Here is a 19,755-nt window from a genome sequence, read left to right as displayed (position 1 = left end):
TCATTTTTACCTTTAAAAATTTCTAAAATTGTGCTACCGAATAAAAGTAATTAAACAGATTTGATTAAAAATAAGTGCGAATACTTTAGATCTGAAATATGAGTGACTACAATTTGTTGTCTTGCAGTAGTTTACGGTATTCTGTTGGGGTGTTTCCTGTATGCTTTTTAAACGCAGTATTGAAAGAAGATTTTGAATTAAAACCCACTTCATATAAGATTTCAAGAATAGTTACCTTCGTTTTTGTAACATCTTTTAAAATATCCATAGCATATTCTATCCGATATGTATTGACGAAATCATAAAAATGCTGTCCTAGCTGATGATTGATTAAAACAGATAGTTCACGGGTAGGAATTCCAATATGATTAGAAATATCCTGTATTGTTATAGAAGGATTCAGGAATGGTTTTTCTTCTGTCATAAAATGTTTTAATTTCAGAAGTTCCTCGTTGTGTGCGTTTTCGTGTACATTTTCAGGCTCATTCTTCTTTTCCTCTGAAACAATATCCGAAACAAGCTTTAATTTTGAATCAATGTTTCTAAATAAACCGGGATTGTTGAGGGCTTTAAATAAGTACCAGCAAACAATAAACAGTTGGGAAATCAGGATTCCGATTTTTATCCACTCGGAGATATATGGGTAATCTGAAAATTTAAAAATATTTTTTAAAAGTGCAGTTAAATACACAACAGCAAGCACACTGGTAAACTGGAACAGCCAGTGATAAGAATTGATGTTGGTACCGGAATAATTCTCGAGATATAATTTTTTTGCTTTTCTCAATAATATAAAAACAGCAGTAAAATAGATAAATGTCTGAATATGAAAAAGAATATGATTGAACTGGAGCTCTATCATATTCTGACGGTTCATAATGAATTCTATCTTAGAAGCTGTATCTACCGAATAAAAGCGAGGGATCAAAGTGATATTTGCTGCTAAGAAAGGAAGCAGGTGTATGAGATATTTAGGTTTAAATTTAAAATCAGAATAGCAAACCGATAATACATACAGGTAAAAGGTGGGAATCTGTAGAAAGGCAAGAGAATTCCTGAACATTCCTAAATCTGAAGGAACATTAGTTATCAGGCTCAATAAGGGTTCGCTGACGTCTATTGCAGTAATGATAAGAAAAAAAGCAAAAAGAGAATTGCTTGTTTTATGTTTTGTTTTAACGGTAATGAGAAAAAATGCAAGAAAAAATGAAATGAACAAAGAGATTATTGTCACAATAATTAATAAATTACTCTTATCCATTTTTTGTTTTTTTGTTCATAGCTGATAGTCTTTCTGGTTGGCAACTGAATTTCGTGAGGCTTGAAATTCAAAATGAAACTTTGCAAATATAGACATTAGATTAAAATAATATATTTTTTTAAAAAGATGTTCTAAATGGTATGCTGATCCATCAATCAGGGTTTTAAAACTGTTTTTTTGATATAGAAAATAGGTTGTGAAAGAAGCTGATATTTTACATAAATAGGAGACCCATACAGATCTCCTACTTTATTTGGGGGATTTATGTAATTAAATACCATCCATTTTTCAGCAATATTATCCTTTATGATAAGGGCATCCTGATGCTGAATCAGAACTTCCCGTAGTATTGAAAAACTGCTCTTCAATCACTTTTCTCTGATCCTCAGGGATATCTTGAATCTTACGAAGTGTATTGACCTGAATATGAGGCCAGCTTGTGGTACCGCCATCATTTCCGAAATCAAATTCAAAGAATACAATCTGCTCATATTGCAGCTGAAGAATTTCTTTCCCGTCTTCAATAATGGTTTCAATCCACATATCCATATCCACTTCAACAGTCGGAACAAAACGGTTTACAAAAGGAACATTTAAAATACCTCCCTGTGCGCCGGTTTTCATTTTGGAAGACATTCTCACATGTACATAATTGCTAACCTTCTGACCTCTTAGTGTATCCCTGAGCCTCAGATCAGGCCGTACAGAATAAGGATATAAATCATCTGCGAGTATTCTCTGGGTGTAGATTTTATTTGAACCCGGATCATTATCATCATTAAGGGTTTCATGAACCCAATCCGGTGCAGGTTTGTCAAGATCAATAATATTGTCAGGTGTTACCCCTGCGTTTCCCATAGTTCGTGAAATGGAAAGATGATTAGTATCCCATGCTTCTTTTCCATAAGGAAATTTAGGTGAACCTTCAATTAAATAGAAGGTATTATCAGCCGTATTCTGGGGAATAATATCGCCAAGTAAAGTAATGGTACTTCCGTGAGGAATAACGCCGCTTCGGGAAATAGAGTAGTCCGGAATAAAGTAAGGGCCGTCAACTCCTGCTCCTGCCTTGAGTTCCTGTGCCGGAATAATCTCGTAATAAGGCTGTCCCGGCTGGAGCTGGCTTAGAAGAATATATTGTTTTCTTTCCTCTCCGTCCGGTGTTATTCTTACCAAAGGCTCATCTCTGTATTCTCCGGTGTACCCATACTTTTCTGCATCTTCCTTTGAAAAAGCATGAATGCCGCGGTCTCTTTCAATAGATTCCTTAGTTGCCGCATGGTTGTAGACATCACTCAACCAGAGATACATGCCGTTTTCTTCATGAATAGGGGTGTATTTCAAAGCATCTTGTCCCTGTACAGTATTAACACTCTTGATGCTTTGCTCATATTTAACAGCCCCACAGAAGAGTTCACTGGCACCACCGCGGTTACGAACGCCGCCCGGGACAATAGAAAATGTTAGTTTCTCAATATATTCTTCACTATCAAAAGCGAATTTTCCGGGTATCGTTCCTGAATTGGTTCCGGGGGAAGGCATAATGGTAGTATGCACTCCGCTTGCTAATGAGGGTTTGGCAATATCTTTATTGTAATTAACATTATAACTTACCCATGTACCAGACAGTGCCGCCAGAATTCCGTAATCTACATTATTCTCTATCGCCTGAAGGTTGTCTTCTCTGAATGGTCTTACCGGATCATCAATAAGAAGTTTTGAATATCCATCCATTAGCTCAGCCAGATTAACTTCATTTTGGCCTGGCATTTTACGGAGCAGCTGTTCTCCTCCCGCTTGGGGACTTTCTTTTTTTCTTTTAAGCATGATATATCGTTTTTATGGTTATAATTCGGTGTATTCGAAAGTAGGACCTGCATTATTTTGTGAATCCAATGGCTGTTTCATCAGGTTAACGGCCTGTTCTTTCAACGCATACATGTACATAATGGATTTCTCCAGTTCTCTTTGGTTTCCTTCCACCGCACTTTGTATGGCGTCTAATAGCCGTCTGTAGGTTTTATTAAACTCAACGCCCTGTGTATGTAATTCTTTGTTTTTGATATAATCTGCCACTTTTGGGTTAGGCTTCATAGGGTAGGCTTCATTCCAGTCTACAGGTAAATCTTTTCCCGTTGGTGGTGTAGTAACGGGCATCATTCCGTTTTCATCCATAAAAGGTTCGTAGTTTCCACCGAGATAGAAATGCTCATGGAATACTTCTTTAAATCTGAAATAATGAGCCAGTTCCATCCCTTCTTCAAACTGGGACGGATCAACATCGAAAATAGAGTCATCAGCGCCTTCTCCCTGTCCTTTAATTTCCTGGAAAACAGCAATTACGCCATCCAGAGCTTCTACGAAATGTAATTTCCCACCACTTCCGTAATACTGTTCAGGACGGATCTGTTTGGATGGCTTTCCTGTGAAAATTCCACCCCTATTCAGTTCTTCGAAATTCTTCGGAAGAGTTCCATGCTCTTTGTAATAAGCTATGATTTGGAAAATAACAATATAGAAGAATAAAACATCATAATATTCACCAATAGTATAGACGTTTTCCATGATGAAGCCTTTCATATTTTCAAGGGTCCATAAATTGGTATCCTGTACGGCAGCTCGTTGAGAATATAATTCCGAAGAATCTGGTATGTGGTCATATTTCGGAGCCTTTACCAAAGGTTTGGTTGGGCTTTCAATGGCAATAAAAGTGGCAATACTGTTACTCGAGAATGTTTCCAGACCTATATAAAAATCAACATTCATCGGTAATTTCATCGGATAAGTAGGGTAATTTTCTTGTTTGTTAACAGAAGGCTGGATATCAATTGCATTCAATACATTACAAACCATGATCAGGTGAAGCATTTCTTCCACAGCAACACTTCGGATGATTTGGGAAGCAAGAGCATTGGTTCCATCTTTAATCGAATACAAAGCAGTAAGATAAGGCGGAATGGTAGAATGCTCAATGAGAATGGCTGTCTGTAAAAGATCCTGTAAAATGGGTTTATAATCAATTTCGGTTAATCCTTTTTTTGATTCAGGTAGTTCTGTACCGAACTGAGATTCTAAATAAGCATTGAAATCATCAATCTGATCATTCAGTAAAAGATTTGTTAATGTTTTGCTGTGATGTTTTAATCCTTCAATCCAGTCTTCTTTGCTAAGTGTTGAATCAAATAATAATGAAGGTAATGAAACCGCTTCTGTAACGACCGCACTTCTTACTGCCATTCTCCCTGCTGTTAATGTTTCCTGTGGTTGTGCTGTTTTATTGATAAGTCTTTGTCTCATGTTGTTATTTTTTAAGTTGAGTTTCAAGATCAGCAAGGATAGATTCCACTGAACGGATGGTGAATGCTGATAATGTTAAAGTAGGATTTGAAGTTCCCAAAGTGGTCATGTTTCCTGCTCCTACAATGTATAAATTCGGATGATCCCAGGCTTTACAGTAACTGTTGGTGACAGAATCCTCTGGTGTAGAACCCATTCTGTGAGTTCCTACGATGTGGCCCGCTCCGTTGTAGGAATATCTTACACCATTGTAGATCACAGAATTCTTGTCTTCGTCAGTATATTTTGTGAAATCATCAATATGCAATCTTTTGAACATCTGATCCGAAGCATGTTTTGCCTGTTCCATAGCTTTCATTTCGTACTCTGTCAGCTCATAATGAATAACAGGACGCGGAATTCCAAGAACATCCAGATACTGATCATTAATGGTTACTCTGTTATTCGGATTCGGCAGCTGCTCAATCTCGAAGTGGAATAAAACCTGTTTTGACAGCCTGTTCGTAAGTGCTTCTCTTAATTCTGCTCCGAAAAGCTTCTCCTGGCTGATAAAATAGGCAACATCAGATCCCGGGGAAAATGCCGGCCAGCCCCATCCCCAGTTGTCAAGAGGAGAGATCCATGCAGAAAATTCACTTCTGAATTTTCCGTCACGGAAAGACGAAATATTAGTAGTAGAACCAGGACCTCTGTATGGATATACCGGTTCAGGGAAAAGCCCCCAGGTAAGCATTACCATATGATCCATCAGGTTTCTTCCTACCTGATCACTGCTGTTGGCAGCTGTTTTCACAACATTATTAACTGTGTATTTGGAATTCAGTAGTATTTTTGGATTTTCAAAAGCATTGGCCGCCAGAATTACGATCGCATCTGAAGTGTCAATTGACTCTTCAACGAAATCTGTTTTCTCCTTTGAAGTATACCTTCTCAGATGAACTTTGGAAATTTTATCTTTATCATTCTGGTCAACACTTAATCTGTACACGACACTCTGAGCCTGAATCTGCATGTACGGATTACGCTTAAGGTTTTCATTATCATTAATTTTATACAGTGCCTTTTTCAATGTTTTTAAAGCATTGTATTTCGCCTGAACCGGACAGATCGGAACACAAGACGCATTTCCTTCACAACGCTCTCCCATATAAGGATTCCAGACAGAACCGAGAGCCTTGTATTCTTCTTTTTCAGAACTGTCTAAAACCAGTTTGTATCCCGATTCTTTTGGTTCGGCTTTGATGATCTTTGTTTTTCCGTATTTTGGATTCGGAATAGAGTTTCTACCTTGTGGAGAAGGTACCATCATTAAAGGAATCTCTCCGGAGCTTAGCTTTACGCTTGTACCTTTAAGCCCATCAATGATTTTATGATCCATATAACTTTGAGGAATTTCTTCCATCGGAAATACATAATCTCCATAATATTCCTCCATATTTTCAACAATTGGATATTCCTGTCTTGAAACATCTCCTGAAACTCCAATTTCAAATTCTGCCATTTCATAATAAGGCCTTAACTCTTCATAATTTATCGGCCAATCGACAGGACTTGGTTTATCAGAATTCGGCTGAGGAATGGTAATCCCATATTTTTCTGTAAGTTTGAAATCATTCGGAAGCATTCTTGGGGTAGTTCCCAGCCAGTGAAGGGTAGTTCCGCCTCCCACTCTGATGGCATCACTTGCAAATGGCATCGGCCCAAACTGAACCAGATATCCTTTTTTATCAGGAAACGGCTGTACAATATGTTCCATATCCAGAACATTTGGAGAAGGTGCCTGCTTCAAGTTCGGGTAAGGAGAGTTGGGAACTTTGGCTTCTTCTCTGTAAAAAGTACGGATATACTCATTATAAGTGGTCATAGAGGATACGGAATCCAGTTCAGTACCAGCTTCCAGCCCCGCCTCATACATAAGGATTGATATTTCCTTAATATTATCCGATTTTCCTGCATCTGCACGGTGAATCATCTTGCCTTTTGTTATATCAAACACATGATCAGACAGTAGCTTTGCAATCAATGATCCTGCAATCCCCGTTCCTACGATGATCACATCTTTTTTATTGTTGGTCTGATTCATGAGTAGCTGTTTACAGGTTTAATGTTCCACGATTTGTAGCCAGGTTGTTTTGCTCCGGGCGGATGAGAATGCATCAGGTTCCAGACAAGACCTTCTTTGTATGAAAGATCATTGATGTAAGCGCCTTCCCACGTTCCCAAATACCACATCGTGATCACTTTTCCGGCAATGTCATTCATTCCGGGATTGGCGATGATTTCAGTTTGAATAGCTTTTTTCAACTGATCTTCATCAGAAGATTTTTCAAGAATATTTTTAGAGACTGTAAGGAATTCTACGAAAGTAGCCGCTTCTAAGCTTTTCATAACGTAGGTGTAGTAGGCTTCTGCCAGGCCCGTAGACTGTAATTCGTTTACCGTAAACCCGGCAAGCGCTTCCGAGATAGACATAAACACGTCGAAATAATAATCGTCGACGTTGAGGATTTTGTTAATAATATTCATTTCGTTAAAAATTTGGGTTAGATATCTTCAACTCCTTTTAACAGGAAGTTGTCGTACCGATTGATCTATAGCTGCCGGATTTTCAGATACCATTTCCTTTTCAGAAATGAATGCATGCTTTTCAAGCTATCCATAGTTGTCAGTTTTTGTTTACCCGAAATTAATCAGATCCCGTCATATAAGATTCAGTATTTCTACGTAATTTCCAGTTGTATGATTTTAATTTTTTGTAACAAACCCTTTGTATGAGGTGGTTTTAAGAGGTTTTGTTTTCACCTAGTTTAGAATTATTTTAAATAATGTGAAAAAAAATACCTGAATTGAATATTCAGGCTTAAATGGCATGTGAATTCATAAAGTTAAGTTGAATTCAGAAATAAAGGAAAGCTTATGTGTTTTTGCAGGTTATTTCACCGCAATAGCATCAATCTCAAATAACATTCCCGGTAAAGCCAACTGACTCACAGGAATAAGGGTACTTGTAGGTAAGAATGTCCCTTTCCAAACTTTCTTAGCTTCTGCAACCCATATCTCAAGTTTTTCCTGATTGTGATCAACAATAAGAAGAGTGATCTTAACAATATTCTCAAACGTCATAGAATGGCTCTGTAAAACAATTTTTAAATTTTTCAAAGCATTCTGTACCTGCATTTTAAAATCATCTGTCAGCACATGGTTTTCTCCTTCACCGCCACTCTGACCGGATATAAAACACATCTGGAAAGGAGATTTCACAGAAATACTGTGAGAGAAACCGTAAGGCTCCGGATTAAACAGTTCTGCGGGATTGATCAGCTGAGGTTGTTTATTATTTTCCATATTTTTATTTTAATCCGATAAAAATGAGAAATAAAAACAAAGAAAGTCTTTACATATGTTGAGAAAAGTATTCTTTTAATTAAGTAACGTTTTTTAATGATGAGATTCAATAAAAAAATGCTGTTCTTAACGGACAGCATTTTAATTTTTTACTCTACAACAATACTTTCAATCCCTTTTTGTAAGGCCGTATCCTGAATAACCGGAACAGAAAGACCTTCTGCACGGACAACAGAAATATCCGTCATTCCCATAAATCCAAGAGTTTGTTTTAAGTAAGGAACTACAAAATCGTAAGCTTGTCTTTCTCCTTCAGAATATACGCCGCCACTTGAAAAAGCAAGGTATACTTTCTTATTCTTCACCAGGCCTTCAGGACCGTTTTCGCTGTAGCTGAATGTCTTTCCTGCTCTCGCAATGTGGTCAAGCCATGATTTAAGGGTAGAAGTGATACTGAAATTATACAGTGGAGCTTCAATAATGATAATATCAGCTTCATGCAGTTCATCAATTACTGTATCAGAAAGCTTTACAGTTTCCAACTGTTCAGAAGTACGGTTTTCAGCCGGAGTGAAAAATGCATTGATATGGGCTTCTTCTAAATGAGGAAACAGTGGGTTGGCAAGATCACGTTTTTTAAAAACACTGTCAGGATATTTCGCTGTGATTTTTTCTACAACAGCATTTCCCAGTTTTTTACTGATTGATGATTCGCTTCTTGGGCTGGAGATGATATGAAGTACTCGTTTCATTTTTATTTTTTTTTAAATTGATGTTTCAAAATTATCTATATTTACTAATAAAAAGATAGTAGTTACCAAAAGGTTAGTAATAACATTTAGGTTAGTAACCACATAAAACAGAGACAATGGAAGAAGAAAAAATAGTGTATTCAAGGCCGCAATGCAGCACGCATCTGGCTGCTACTGAGGATGCTTTATATGTTCTTGGAGGCAGGTGGACCATTAGAGTAATGATTGCTATTTTAGGCGGTCATACACGCTTCAATGAATTACAGCGAACCATCAAAGGAATCTCAGCAAGAGTCCTGTCCAGCGAATTGAAAAAGCTTGAAGTGAATCATTTAGTTGAAAGAACCGTTCTTACAGATCAGAAACCGGTTTTGGTAGAATATGTTCCTACAGAATACAGTGAGTCTCTGAAAGATGTGATTGCTGCTCTGGCAGATTGGGGTAAAAAACATAAAAAGAAAATCACAGCATAATAAAAAAGAGTAATACTGATATCAAAAAACATTTTTTCTATGGTATTCGATAAGTTGCAATATTGCTTATACTTTAAGTATTTTTACTCAAATTAATAATAATGGCAAGATGATCATATGTGAAGACTTATTATTTTCCCGGGGAGCCATTCTGGAAAAATATAATGCGGCGGATATTATTTTTAAAGAAGGAACTGCAGCTAAATATTATTTCCAGATCAGGTATGGTACTGTGAAACTGAATACTTTTTTAGAAGACGGAAAAGAGTTTGTTCACGGGCTCCCTTTTGATGGGCACTGCATTGGTGAAAGCTATTTGTTTACGGATCATCATTATGCGATTAATGCCATTGCCGTTACAGACTGTGAGATTATTAAGATTTCCAAAACAAAATTTCTACAGATACTGTTGGAAAAACCGGATTTAATGCTGGAAATTAATAAATATATTGCTGACAGAATGCATTTCAGATTTATGATTTCCAGCTTTCTTGCTATTTCTGATCCTATTGTGAAGCTCATGAAGCTTTTTGATCATATTAAAAGCTATTTCGGATTTGAAGAAGCCTATTCCTTTCTGATTCCCTATACAAGACAGCAAATAGCAACTTTAACCGGTCTTCGGGTAGAAACGGTGATCAGGTATGTCAAGAAAATGCAGGAACAGAAACTTGTTAAAATTGAAAGTACTAAAATTTATTATTAGCGCTTTCATTCATTTTTAAACCCTTTATTATTTTAAAATAAGCACGGGCTGATGGGTATTCTGATAGATTCCCTCAGAAATACTTCTGCTTGCCAGATAATACAGAAAGCTATGCTGACCTGGCAAAGCAATAATCAGATCCGCTTCATTATTGGCTGCAAAGGTGAGAATACCCTTAATAACATTTTCATCATAAGAATAATGAATACTGCTTGGAATATCTGTTAAACGCTCACGAATATACTCTTCCAGCTCTCTTTTTTTCTCCTCATCCTCTTTTTCACTGGTATTGATATTCAAAAACATCAGACGCACATCCTGTTTGTGAATAACGGATTTGTGATGAAACAGTCTTTCTAATCTTTTAATTCCCTTTATATCACAAGGAATAAATATGTTTTTTATAGGAGTGTAGTGATAGCTGTTAGGAATAATTAGGGTCTTCACAGGACTCGTTCTTGCAATGCGGATAATATTGTCGGAAACAAAACTCTCAGTAGAAGAAGTCTGGTCGTCACTTCCCAGGATAATCAGCTCTGCAGAAGGCTGGTTTTTTAAAAGTTCATTGATGCTTCTGGTAATAGTCCAGTCACTTAATATCCTGGACACTTTGACTTCAGGAGACTTTTCTGTAATAATACTGCTTAGCTGATCAAATAATGATTCTGTCCTTTGCAGTAGATTATTGACACTTTCTTCATTCACAAACGAATGCCCTTCTGCAATATGCAGATAATCAAATTCAGATTCTCCTGCTGTTTTGAGTAAGATGATGTTTTGATATTCGTAGGTTTTTGCCCAATCTGCGGCAACTCTTACTGCATTTTCCGTAGTTGATGTAAAATCAACGGGTACAAGGATTGTTCTCATATTGTATTATGTTTTGGTCCTGATTCTTCCAGGTTTGCTGTCATTTTTTTTACAAGAAGCAGAGCTTTGTAAATCTCTTCCGTATCAATATCACCAGCTGCTTTTTTATAAAGATCCAATGCCCACGGATAAACGGTTTCTATAATCTGTTTACCTTTCGCAGTCAAAAAGACCTGTTTATTTCTTCTGTCACTTTTATCAGTAATCCGCTCAACCAGATCACGTTTTACAAGGCTGTTGATGAGATAGGTAATGCTTGATTTATCTTTGCTTACTTTATTTCCTATTTCCTGCTGGTTGATACCATTATTACGCGAAAGAAGGCCCAGAACTTCAATCAGTTCAAAAGAAAGATCAGGATCATATTCATTAATCGTGGTCTGAATCTTCTGTCGAAGACGGCTTTTCATTTCACTCATTGCCAGGCCAAGCTCCAAAGCCAGTTCTGATATATTGTTCTGTTTTTCAAGCATATTGTGTAATAATGATAGGGGATAAGGTAAATGTTCAAAAATTATTTTTAGCATGACTCATCCTAACAAATATACAAAAAATTAGTTTTAATTAAAACTAATTGAAGATAAAGTATTCTATAACAAGAAATAAGAAATAGAAAATAAGAATACAGGAACAAATTTTGCAGCGTGATACCTTAGCAGTTTTTAAAAACAAGAAGAATGTCTGTAATTGTGTTAAAAAGAGTGTATGATATTTCGTCTCCGAATGACGGCTGCCGTGTATTGGTTGATCGTTTGTGGCCGAGAGGGCTTTCTAAAGAAAATGCCGGTCTCAATGAGTGGGAGAAAGATCTGGCACCATCAACCGAGTTAAGGCTATGGTTTCATCATTCATTTGAATTATGGACAGAATTTTCAGAAAAGTACAGAAAAGAACTCCATGAAGCAGACCTTGGAAGAGACTTTCTGAAACGTCATAAAGATCAGGAAAAAATTACACTTCTGTATGCGGCCAAAGATGAAGAACATTGTCATGCCATTATATTGAAAGAATATCTGGAAACTATAAAATAGAGGTAAAAAAAGCAGAGATTAAATCCCTGCTTTTTCTTTTTTTACGGCTTGATGCATGATAAGGATGATTCCGAAAAGGAAGCATGCGATGATCAGATAACGCCAGGACAGGTCTTTTTGTTCGCTGACGGTTCCGCTTACCGAAATAATAAAGCTCGTTATCGAAGTAATTACATATACCAATCCACCCATTAATCCACCAGCTGTTCCTGCATTTTTAGGAAAGTAAAGCATACTTGTCGTAAAAAAGGAGGTAAATAAAATCCCGGAACAGATGTGAATAAAAAAGGCAAAAGGTACCATGATGAAGAGACTTTCTGCAAAATAACTCGTGATGATCAGCCCGGCAATCAGAATAAGCTGAAGCAGGACAGGCTGTAGTATTCTTGGTTTGAAATCAAGGGTCAGTCTACGCTTTCCGATAAAACCTCCGATCATCCATGAGAATCCTAATATTAATGTACAATATCCGATAACTACCGGTGTAAAATGAAAGGTATTTTCAATAATAAACGGTCCGGTAATATTAAATACCATAACAATAGAGTAGCTCAGTCCTAATATGAAAATTCCCAGCATGAAAATCCTGTTCTTAAGCATCATTTTGTAAAGGCTGATATTCTCTGAGAGGTCCAGTTTCTTTTTCTGGGGAAGACTCTCTCCACTAAAAAACCACTCGAAAAGGAATAAAAATCCGGCATAAGCTGCCAGAAAATAAAAGTTAGCATGCCAGTTAAAGATTTTCTCAAGATATCCCCCCAGGAATGGAGCCAGAATAGGACCGCACGACCATACAATCGTAAAGTAGCTCAAATAATGCTTTACCCTCTCTGCATCATAAATATCTACAAAAATAGCACGCGTGGCCACAACAAGAACCGAAACAGCAGCTCCCTGTAGAATACGAAGCAGGCAAATCAGTAAAATGCTGTTGGTCATTGTAATTAAAATACTGGTCAGAATCAATAAGAATAATGCAATCAGTTTCGGACGGTAACGGCCAATACTGTCCAGGATTCCTCCCACAAATAACTGGGAAATTCCGTAGCTCAGGAGATATGAAGTCAGAGTAATCTGGATGTCTTTTTCTGAAACCATCATTTCCTTGGCCATAGAAGGGAACGATGGTAAATAAATGTCTGTAACAAACCCTGACAGCGGGATCGATACGAAAGCCATAATGGTAATTAATCTGATTCTTTTTTCAGATGCTTCTCTCAACATATTCATTCATTTTTAACTATGCAAAAATAAGTCAAGAAATATGAAAGTAAACTTTAAAAGACAAAGTAAAAATTACAAAAATCAAATATTAAGATAAATTCTTAAATTTTAATGGTGAAGTCCGGGCATGTTTTTTAAAGAAATTATTAAAATGAGCAGGCTGATCAAATCCTAATGTATAACCGATCTGTGCGATGTCCCAATTGGTATACTTCAGAAGATTTTTAGACTCTTCAAACATCTTTTCTTTAATAAGCTGTGTTGTGGTAAGCTGTGTTACAGATTTTACCGAAGAGTTCAAATGATTCACATGCACATTAAGACGATCCGCGAAGTCCGAAGGAGTTTTTAATGCAAGTGGATAAGCAGGGGAGTCTAAAGGAAACTGTTTGTTGAGAAGCTCATCAAATAATCTGTATAAACGCACATTTGCAGGAAGTTCATTAGGGTTGATGTCTTCCACACGGTTTTCCATTGCCAAGTGCATAACAGAGGCCAGATTGCTTTTGATACTGCTGCATCGGAAAGGATAGGCAGAATTATTCATTTTGTAAATCTGATCAAAATAAAGGGTGGCCAGCTGAGTCTGTTCTTCGGTCAGAAAGACTACAGGTTTGCTCCATTCTTTGAACATTGAAGTTTTTTTAAACAGATTAAATTCTGAATTTTCGTTAAAAAATTCCTGGTTGAACAGACAAAAATAACCTTCCTGAAGATCACTGTCACACTCCCAGGAATAGGGAATGCTCGGGGAAGGAAAGAATAATGCCGGACGGTCAATATATAGCTGGTGTGTGCCATAATGAATGGTTCCTTTTCCAATGATAAAACTGATTTTATAATAATCTCGGCGGTTGTAAGGACTCTTAAAACTGCAGTATTTCCGCATCGAAATATTGAAATGTGACTTGCCTATTTCAAAATCCTCAGAATCAAACATTTTGATCTGGTTCTTCCGGATACGTTTGTAGTAATCTTCTATGGTTTCCAGCTGATCGCTCATAAGTATAAATTATAAAAATCAAAGATAATAAAACCATTCTTCATTCAAAATAATTTTAAATGAAATAAAGAAATGAGAAGGATAGCTCCTCTCAATAATAGCAATATTAAAAACTGTCTATCTGTTGTAAAATATCATAACTATATATGCAAATCTGAGTAATCTGTGATTAAACATTATTTTTATTAATCTCCAATTCTAAAATATGTGATGGGAGCTGGAATGGGCCAGCTTTTGAAGTGGCAACAGATACAAAACCAGAGTCTTTTAAAAACTCTGAAAGTGGATCATGATCCAGCATATTGGCCCATATGATATCCGTAAAGCTCACTGCTGATCTGCATTTTTTCCAAAGTGATTGCCTTGTTTCAGGAAGATTAAACTCTGGAATAATCACAAAACTGATTTCTGTAGCTCTTTTTCCGTCCGGTATGCCAGGATGCAGAGAACCACTTTTGATGATGCTGTATCCGGCAGGTTTTTGATCTGCATACGTCATAATTAGCTGGTTGGAAAGATCATTCAGGTCATTGATGATTTTTCTCGGATCTATTTCACTATGAATATATTTTTTAATGTTTTCCTCACTTATAAAGTCTTTATGTAGTGTATAAACGGAAGAATCAATAATGGTTATAAGATCAGAAATTCCCTCTTCAGAACCTACTGTAAATTTTGAAATAATATCCATGGGATCTTTTTTTATTCAAAATTATAAGATTAATCCATTCAAAAGGGATACAGTTTGCTAAAATATCATCGGTACAGAATAGTGTTTTTTGTAAATTTGTTCAGTACAGTTGATGTTATGGCAAAATCTTATAAGTATGAAGTTTTTACAGCGGTAATAGAAAAACAGATCCGTACCGGGGTTTTACAGGAAAAGGACAGACTTCCGTCCGTTCGTGAAGTTAAAGAAAAATATAAGCTCAGTACAAGTTCTGTACAAAGTGGGTTTGAATATCTTATGATTAAAGGGCTGATCAGAAGCTATCCGAGGTCAGGATATTTTGTTGCAAAAACTGAGGAAGAGAATATTCCGGAAGCCAGAGCAAAACCGCCTGTTGTAATAAGAGATGCTGAGTTTCTGAAAAATATGATGCTGACATCCAAAAGGACCTCAGAGTCCAGTTCTTTCAATGCAGCTGTGCCGGGAGATTTACTGATTCCGCAGAAACTCATCCTCAGAACGATGCAGGAAGTGATTCGTGAGAAAGGAGCATCGCTGCTCAGATATTACCCGTCAAATGGTCTGCAAGCATTAAAGAAAGAGATTGCAAAACAAATGGGAACTTACGGCTGTACTTTAAATCCTGATGAAATAATCATTACAGACGGTGCACTACAGGCACTCACAATAGCTTTGAAATCAGTCACAAAAGCCGGAGATCTGGTTGCTGTTGACAGTCCGTGTGTGTTTTCCGTGCTGGAAGTGATTGCACATCTGGAACTGAAAGTGATAGAGATTCCCATACACCATAGAAGTGGTTTTGATACGGAATATTTCAGAAGAGTCTGTCAGGAGAATAACATTTGCGCTCTTGTTATAACTCCTAATTTTCATAATCCCACAGGAGTGGTAATGGATGATGAAACGAAGAAAGAAGTCCTTACTATTGCAGAAGCCCATCACTTGTGTATTATTGAAAATGATATGTATTCCGATCTTTATTTTGAGGAACAAAGACCTCAACCTATAAAAAGCTTCGATAAAAATGGAAACGTGATGATCTATTCATCATTTTCAAAAACATTGGCACCGGGAATACGTTTAGGCTGGCTTTATGCCGGAAATTTTTATGCAAAATCCGAAAGAATCAGGTTTGCATTAGGACGGACTGTTTCACCTGTTTATCAGGAACTGGTTTTGAAACTACTGCAGGGAAGCAGTTATGAAAGACATCTTCGGGCATTCAGGAAGAAACTCAGCCAGCAGGCAGCACAGGTGTTGGACGCTTTAAGAACTTACTTTCCTGAAGGTTCTTATTTTTACAGGCCTCAGGGTGGTTACAGCATTTGGGGACAGCTTCCGGAACATACGGACATGAAAAGATTTTATGAATACTGTGAAAAGCATCAGATTCTATTTACTCCGGGAGATACATTTTCATTCACGAATAAATATTATTATCATTTCCGGATCGTTTTTGCAGAGCGTATTACCTCCGAAAGTATTATTTTATTACAGAAAGCAGGAAAAAAGCTCAGGAATTAATGTTTTAAATTGTTAAGGATAATAAAATTATTGGAAAAGGTTTGAGATTGGACGGGTATTAAATAAAAGCTTTTAGAGCCTTCATTTTTTCTATTCGCATTGATTCTTAAGGGTTTATTGGTAACTTAATTTATTACGTATTTTAGATTCAAACAGATGGCTGATTTCCAGTAATAATTCGATTTTATTTTAAAAATTAAATTGAATTGTAGAAAGACTCAAAAAAAATAATTAAATCCACCATTTTTTTTCAACACAATTAGGCTGGAATCGCCATAAAACCTATATTTGCAGCCTAAATTTTTAAATAAATGAAAGAACTAATTGAAAAAATCAACGCAGAATTTGAAGCGTTCACAACTGAGGCAAACCAACAAGCAGAAAAAGGTAACAAAGCAGCTGGTACAAGAGCTCGTAAAGCGGCTTTAGAACTAAGCAAACTGTTCAAAGACTTCAGAAAAGTTTCTGTAGAAGAAGCTAAAAAATAATTCACTTTTAGCCGGCTTTTGAAGCCGGCTTTTTTATGCCATAATTTGGATTTCCAATGTTGAAGTTTTCTGCCTTTAGAGAACTTCTGAAACACGGTCAACAACATGTTTTTTTAATTTACATGTAGTCATCGGTTAGTGTTTTTTCCTTTACTGTTCTGAAAAAATTGATAATATCTTTTAAAAAGAGCTTTTTTAAGTTCAATTTTTCATCATCTCCTTAATTTCCTTTATCTTTAAACCAATCAATATATATTATGAGGATAAATAGATTTTTTGCAGTGCCTGCAGTAGTGCTGGCTGCCCAGTTTTCATGGGCTCAGGTAAAGGTTGACCCAAAAGAAAGGCTAAACCCTATCGTAAAAAGTTTTGTAGATGAAGTAAATAATAATTCTCAGCTGGAGAATCTTGCGTATGAGCTGTTGGACGGTATCGGGCCGCGTCTTGTAGGAACTCCCGAAATGCTTGCAGCCAACGAATGGAGTGCTGGTAAGCTTCGTTCATGGGGAGTAGATGCCAGTCTTCAGCAGTTTGGAACATGGAAAGGATGGCAGAGAGGTACTACCCATGTGGATATGACGTATCCGCGTGTAAAATCTCTGGCTGCCACACAGCTTGCATGGAGCCCCGCTACTAAAAAAGCGGTTGAGGCAGAAGTCATTACGCTTCCTAAAGTGTCTTCTAAGGCCGAGTTTGATCAATGGCTTCCTTCTGCAAAAGGAAAAATAGTGCTGATGGCACAGTATCAGAAGATCGGACGTTCTGATGAACAGATCAAAGAATTTGCCACTCCTGAGCTGTATGAAAAGCTTAAAGCAGAAAAAGAACAGGCTGCTAAAGATTTCACTGCTTATGTGAAGAATATCGGATATGACAACAACAGCCTTCCGGAGGCCTTGGAAAAAGCCGGAGCGGCAGGAATTGCTATTTCAAACTGGACTGGAATTATGGGAGCTAACAGAATATTCGGAGCAAAAACAACCAAAATTCCTATGATTGATATTGATGTGGAAGATTATGGAATGCTCTACAGAATGGCAGAAAAAGGAACTCTTCCTAAAATAAAAATTGATGCCCAGTCTAAAATACTTCCTGAAGCCAAAAGTTTTAACACAATTGGTATGATCAAAGGAAAAGAAAAACCGGATGAATATGTAATTCTTTCGGCTCACCTTGATTCATGGGACGGAGCTCAGGGCGCTACAGATAACGGAACAGGAACGATTACGATGCTGGAAACAATGAGAATCCTGAAAAAATATTATCCTAATAATAAAAGAACTATCGTAATAGGACTTTGGGGAAGTGAAGAGCAGGGATTAAACGGGTCCAGAGGTTTTGTGATGGATAACCCTCAGATTATAAAAGGAATTCAGGCTGCTTTTAACCAAGATAACGGAACAGGGCGTGTTGTGAATATCAGTGGCCAGGGATTTGTAAAAGCTTATGATTATATCGGAAAATGGCTTGACGGAGTTCCAAAGGCAGTGAAAAGCCATATTAAAACCGATTTTCCCGGAATGCCAGGCGGTGGCGGCTCGGATCATGCTTCATTTGTAGCAGCCGGAGCACCAGGATTTTCTTTAGGTTCTCTGAACTGGGGGTATTTCGGATATACATGGCATACCACAAAAGATACCTATGACAAAATTGTTTTTGATGAGGTAAAAAACAATGTGATTTTAACGGCGGCATTAGCTTATATGGCTTCTGAAGACCCGGAATTCACCAACAGAGAAAAAAGAGCAATGCCTCAGGATGAGAAAGGCGATACGGTAAAATGGCCGGAAGTAAAAGAACCCAGAAGAAGTTCAAAGGATTATAAATAAAATTGTATTCTAACAGTAGAATTAAAAAATAAAAAGGCAGCCGATTAGGCTGCCTTTTTATTTTTTTTGCAGAAGCATATCTCGTACTTCTTTTACTTTGTTTTCTTTTACGATATGCGTTTTACAGATATTGTTATTCAAATGCATACTGAAGTTCATTTGAGTGCCTTGTGTTTCCCAGGTATGGCTAGGCGGTGGAGTGTAATCCGTGAAAATCGGGCAAAAGTTGGCCAGACACAATATATTTCTTACCAATGATTTTATAAAACCCGGCTGATTTCCATAGTCATCAAGGATTGTAAGCTTAAAAATTTTCTTGCCTAAGGTCGTCCCGAAATACCATTCACAAAGTGTTCCTGATATAATTACACAGGGAATTGAAAGAATAATACCAAGGATAACAGGTAAATGGAATATGAAGACGAATATCATGAAAAAAGGAATCATGTCTATCACCTTGGCAAAAAAACGTTCTGTTTCATTTCCTTTATGAGTAGGAGTATAAGGAAAGTCATACTCGAATTCATTATAGATTCTGTTTCCCGATTCATCAAAGGATCGGGTTGGTCTGCGAATAATTCTCTTCTCTTTAAGCTCAGAAATCTTCATTATTTTGTACTATCGGAAATATGGGTTCTCAAGTCCGAAAACGTAAGAATCGATGGTTCATAAAGTTGATCAGCCAGCTTTCCAAATCCATATTTGCAGAAAATAAACGGCAGATTATTAGATGTTGCAGAATTATAGTCGGTCTGCGTATCACCAATATAGACTGAATCTTCAATGCTTAGCTGATTTCTTTCCATGAGGAGCTGTATATTTTCAGATTTTGGTTTTCGGGTTCGTCCATGAGATTCAAAATCGACAAAAAGGTCATTGAACTGATAATAGTCTAGAAATGATTCAATATAACCATCCTGGCAGTTACTTACAATGAAAAGAGAGTGATCGCTGGCCAGGCTCTTTAAAGTTTCTTCTACACCCTCATATAAAATCCCGCCTTGTATGTGCAGTATTTTATTTTCTTCTGCTACAATTTCAGAAAGGAGTTCCTGGGCCTGCAGATCAGAAATACCTGGAATAATATCTTTTATAATATCATGAGCCAGTAATCCCATATATTGATCCATATCTTCAGGCTTAAGTTCTCTTTGGGTCAATTGATGTCTGCCTAAAACTTCATTCCATATTTTAATGATTGTTGCTCTGGAATCCCATAATGTTCCGTCAAGATCGAAAATTAAATTCTTTGTGTTCAAAA

The 19,755-nt window shown here is 37.0% G+C and carries 20 protein-coding genes; 6 read left to right on the top strand and 14 right to left on the bottom strand.

What is annotated here, in order from left to right; all coding sequences use genetic code 11:
- Positions 1 to 106: 106 nt before the first annotated feature.
- From FW781_RS03230 to FW781_RS03200, 7 genes are all read right to left on the bottom strand, one after another.
- On the bottom strand, positions 107 to 1,261 hold the full coding sequence (locus tag FW781_RS03230; RefSeq protein WP_149386088.1) for a helix-turn-helix domain-containing protein: 1,155 nt from the start codon (positions 1,259 to 1,261) through the stop codon (positions 107 to 109).
- Between the two features lie 297 nt (positions 1,262 to 1,558).
- Positions 1,559 to 3,088, bottom strand: a complete 1,530-nt coding sequence (locus FW781_RS03225) for a peroxidase, FMP-type (protein WP_149386087.1) — start codon at positions 3,086 to 3,088, stop codon at positions 1,559 to 1,561.
- 18 nt (positions 3,089 to 3,106) lie between these two features.
- Positions 3,107 to 4,558: a ferritin-like domain-containing protein gene (locus FW781_RS03220; RefSeq protein WP_149386086.1), complete on the bottom strand. Its 1,452-nt coding sequence runs from the start codon at positions 4,556 to 4,558 to the stop codon at positions 3,107 to 3,109.
- 4 nt (positions 4,559 to 4,562) lie between these two features.
- Entirely contained in the window at positions 4,563 to 6,641 is a 2,079-nt protein-coding gene (locus FW781_RS03215) for a GMC oxidoreductase (RefSeq protein ID WP_149386085.1), read from the bottom strand.
- Positions 6,638 to 7,084 carry a hypothetical protein gene (locus tag FW781_RS03210; protein ID WP_149386084.1) on the bottom strand — a complete coding sequence of 149 codons (447 nt, stop codon included), beginning with the start codon at positions 7,082 to 7,084 and terminating at the stop codon, positions 6,638 to 6,640. Before FW781_RS03210 ends, FW781_RS03215 begins: the two co-directional genes overlap by 4 nt.
- Positions 7,085 to 7,489: 405 nt before the next feature.
- Positions 7,490 to 7,903: a RidA family protein gene (locus FW781_RS03205; protein ID WP_149386083.1), complete on the bottom strand. Its 414-nt coding sequence runs from the start codon at positions 7,901 to 7,903 to the stop codon at positions 7,490 to 7,492.
- A 149-nt stretch (positions 7,904 to 8,052) separates the two neighbouring features.
- Positions 8,053 to 8,655, bottom strand: a complete 603-nt coding sequence (locus FW781_RS03200; protein ID WP_149386082.1) for an FMN-dependent NADH-azoreductase — start codon at positions 8,653 to 8,655, stop codon at positions 8,053 to 8,055.
- Between the two features lie 116 nt (positions 8,656 to 8,771).
- Here FW781_RS03200 and FW781_RS03195 point away from each other — a divergent pair, with 116 nt between their 5' ends.
- Together FW781_RS03195 and FW781_RS03190 are read left to right on the top strand one after the other, a co-directional pair.
- Complete coding sequence (locus FW781_RS03195) at positions 8,772 to 9,128, top strand: winged helix-turn-helix transcriptional regulator (protein ID WP_149386081.1); 357 nt, start codon at positions 8,772 to 8,774, stop codon at positions 9,126 to 9,128.
- A 109-nt stretch (positions 9,129 to 9,237) separates the two neighbouring features.
- Entirely contained in the window at positions 9,238 to 9,834 is a 597-nt protein-coding gene (locus tag FW781_RS03190; protein WP_149386080.1) for a Crp/Fnr family transcriptional regulator, read from the top strand.
- Between the two features lie 27 nt (positions 9,835 to 9,861).
- On the opposite strand, the gene FW781_RS03185 is transcribed toward FW781_RS03190, so the two are convergent.
- The gene (locus FW781_RS03185; RefSeq protein ID WP_149386079.1) at positions 9,862 to 10,704 is read right to left on the bottom strand and encodes a universal stress protein; all 843 of its coding nucleotides are present in this window, start codon (positions 10,702 to 10,704) and stop codon (positions 9,862 to 9,864) included.
- Positions 10,701 to 11,177: a MarR family winged helix-turn-helix transcriptional regulator gene (locus FW781_RS03180; RefSeq protein WP_149386078.1), complete on the bottom strand. Its 477-nt coding sequence runs from the start codon at positions 11,175 to 11,177 to the stop codon at positions 10,701 to 10,703. The genes FW781_RS03185 and FW781_RS03180 overlap by 4 nt, the downstream gene beginning before the upstream one ends.
- Positions 11,178 to 11,381: 204 nt before the next feature.
- On the opposite strand from FW781_RS03180, the gene FW781_RS03175 reads away from it, so the two are divergent.
- Positions 11,382 to 11,735 (top strand): DUF488 domain-containing protein, encoded by a 354-nt coding sequence (locus tag FW781_RS03175; RefSeq protein WP_149386077.1) that lies wholly within the window; start codon positions 11,382 to 11,384, stop codon positions 11,733 to 11,735.
- 18 nt (positions 11,736 to 11,753) lie between these two features.
- Here FW781_RS03175 and FW781_RS03170 read toward each other — a convergent pair whose 3' ends face one another.
- The 3 genes from FW781_RS03170 to FW781_RS03160 all read right to left on the bottom strand — a co-directional run bounded on the left by FW781_RS03170 (position 11,754) and on the right by FW781_RS03160 (position 14,653).
- The gene (locus tag FW781_RS03170) at positions 11,754 to 12,959 is read right to left on the bottom strand and encodes an MFS transporter (protein WP_149386076.1); all 1,206 of its coding nucleotides are present in this window, start codon (positions 12,957 to 12,959) and stop codon (positions 11,754 to 11,756) included.
- An 88-nt stretch (positions 12,960 to 13,047) separates the two neighbouring features.
- A complete protein-coding gene (locus tag FW781_RS03165; protein ID WP_149386075.1) occupies positions 13,048 to 13,962 on the bottom strand; it encodes a helix-turn-helix domain-containing protein in 915 nt (304 codons plus the stop codon).
- A 169-nt stretch (positions 13,963 to 14,131) separates the two neighbouring features.
- Positions 14,132 to 14,653 (bottom strand): hypothetical protein, encoded by a 522-nt coding sequence (locus FW781_RS03160; RefSeq protein ID WP_149386074.1) that lies wholly within the window; start codon positions 14,651 to 14,653, stop codon positions 14,132 to 14,134.
- 117 nt (positions 14,654 to 14,770) lie between these two features.
- On the opposite strand from FW781_RS03160, the gene FW781_RS03155 reads away from it, so the two are divergent.
- The 3 genes from FW781_RS03155 to FW781_RS03145 all read left to right on the top strand — a co-directional run bounded on the left by FW781_RS03155 (position 14,771) and on the right by FW781_RS03145 (position 18,494).
- A complete protein-coding gene (locus tag FW781_RS03155) occupies positions 14,771 to 16,177 on the top strand; it encodes an aminotransferase-like domain-containing protein (protein WP_149386073.1) in 1,407 nt (468 codons plus the stop codon).
- A gap of 311 nt (positions 16,178 to 16,488) precedes the next feature.
- On the top strand, positions 16,489 to 16,665 hold the full coding sequence (locus tag FW781_RS03150) for a histone H1 (RefSeq protein WP_047377485.1): 177 nt from the start codon (positions 16,489 to 16,491) through the stop codon (positions 16,663 to 16,665).
- Between the two features lie 257 nt (positions 16,666 to 16,922).
- Positions 16,923 to 18,494 carry a M28 family peptidase gene (locus tag FW781_RS03145; protein ID WP_149386072.1) on the top strand — a complete coding sequence of 524 codons (1,572 nt, stop codon included), beginning with the start codon at positions 16,923 to 16,925 and terminating at the stop codon, positions 18,492 to 18,494.
- A gap of 57 nt (positions 18,495 to 18,551) precedes the next feature.
- Here the strand turns inward: FW781_RS03145 and FW781_RS03140 are convergent, their stop codons facing one another.
- Together FW781_RS03140 and FW781_RS03135 are read right to left on the bottom strand one after the other, a co-directional pair.
- Positions 18,552 to 19,103 carry an RDD family protein gene (locus FW781_RS03140; RefSeq protein WP_149386071.1) on the bottom strand — a complete coding sequence of 184 codons (552 nt, stop codon included), beginning with the start codon at positions 19,101 to 19,103 and terminating at the stop codon, positions 18,552 to 18,554.
- Complete coding sequence (locus FW781_RS03135) at positions 19,103 to 19,753, bottom strand: HAD family hydrolase (RefSeq protein WP_172625651.1); 651 nt, start codon at positions 19,751 to 19,753, stop codon at positions 19,103 to 19,105. The genes FW781_RS03140 and FW781_RS03135 overlap by 1 nt, the downstream gene beginning before the upstream one ends.
- Positions 19,754 to 19,755 lie beyond the last annotated feature (2 nt).

The organism is Chryseobacterium panacisoli, from assembly GCF_008274625.1.
In the GTDB taxonomy this organism is placed as follows: domain Bacteria; phylum Bacteroidota; class Bacteroidia; order Flavobacteriales; family Weeksellaceae; genus Chryseobacterium; species Chryseobacterium panacisoli.
Note: the sequence above shows the minus strand (reverse complement) of the source record. Positions and strands in the feature narration are given on the sequence as shown.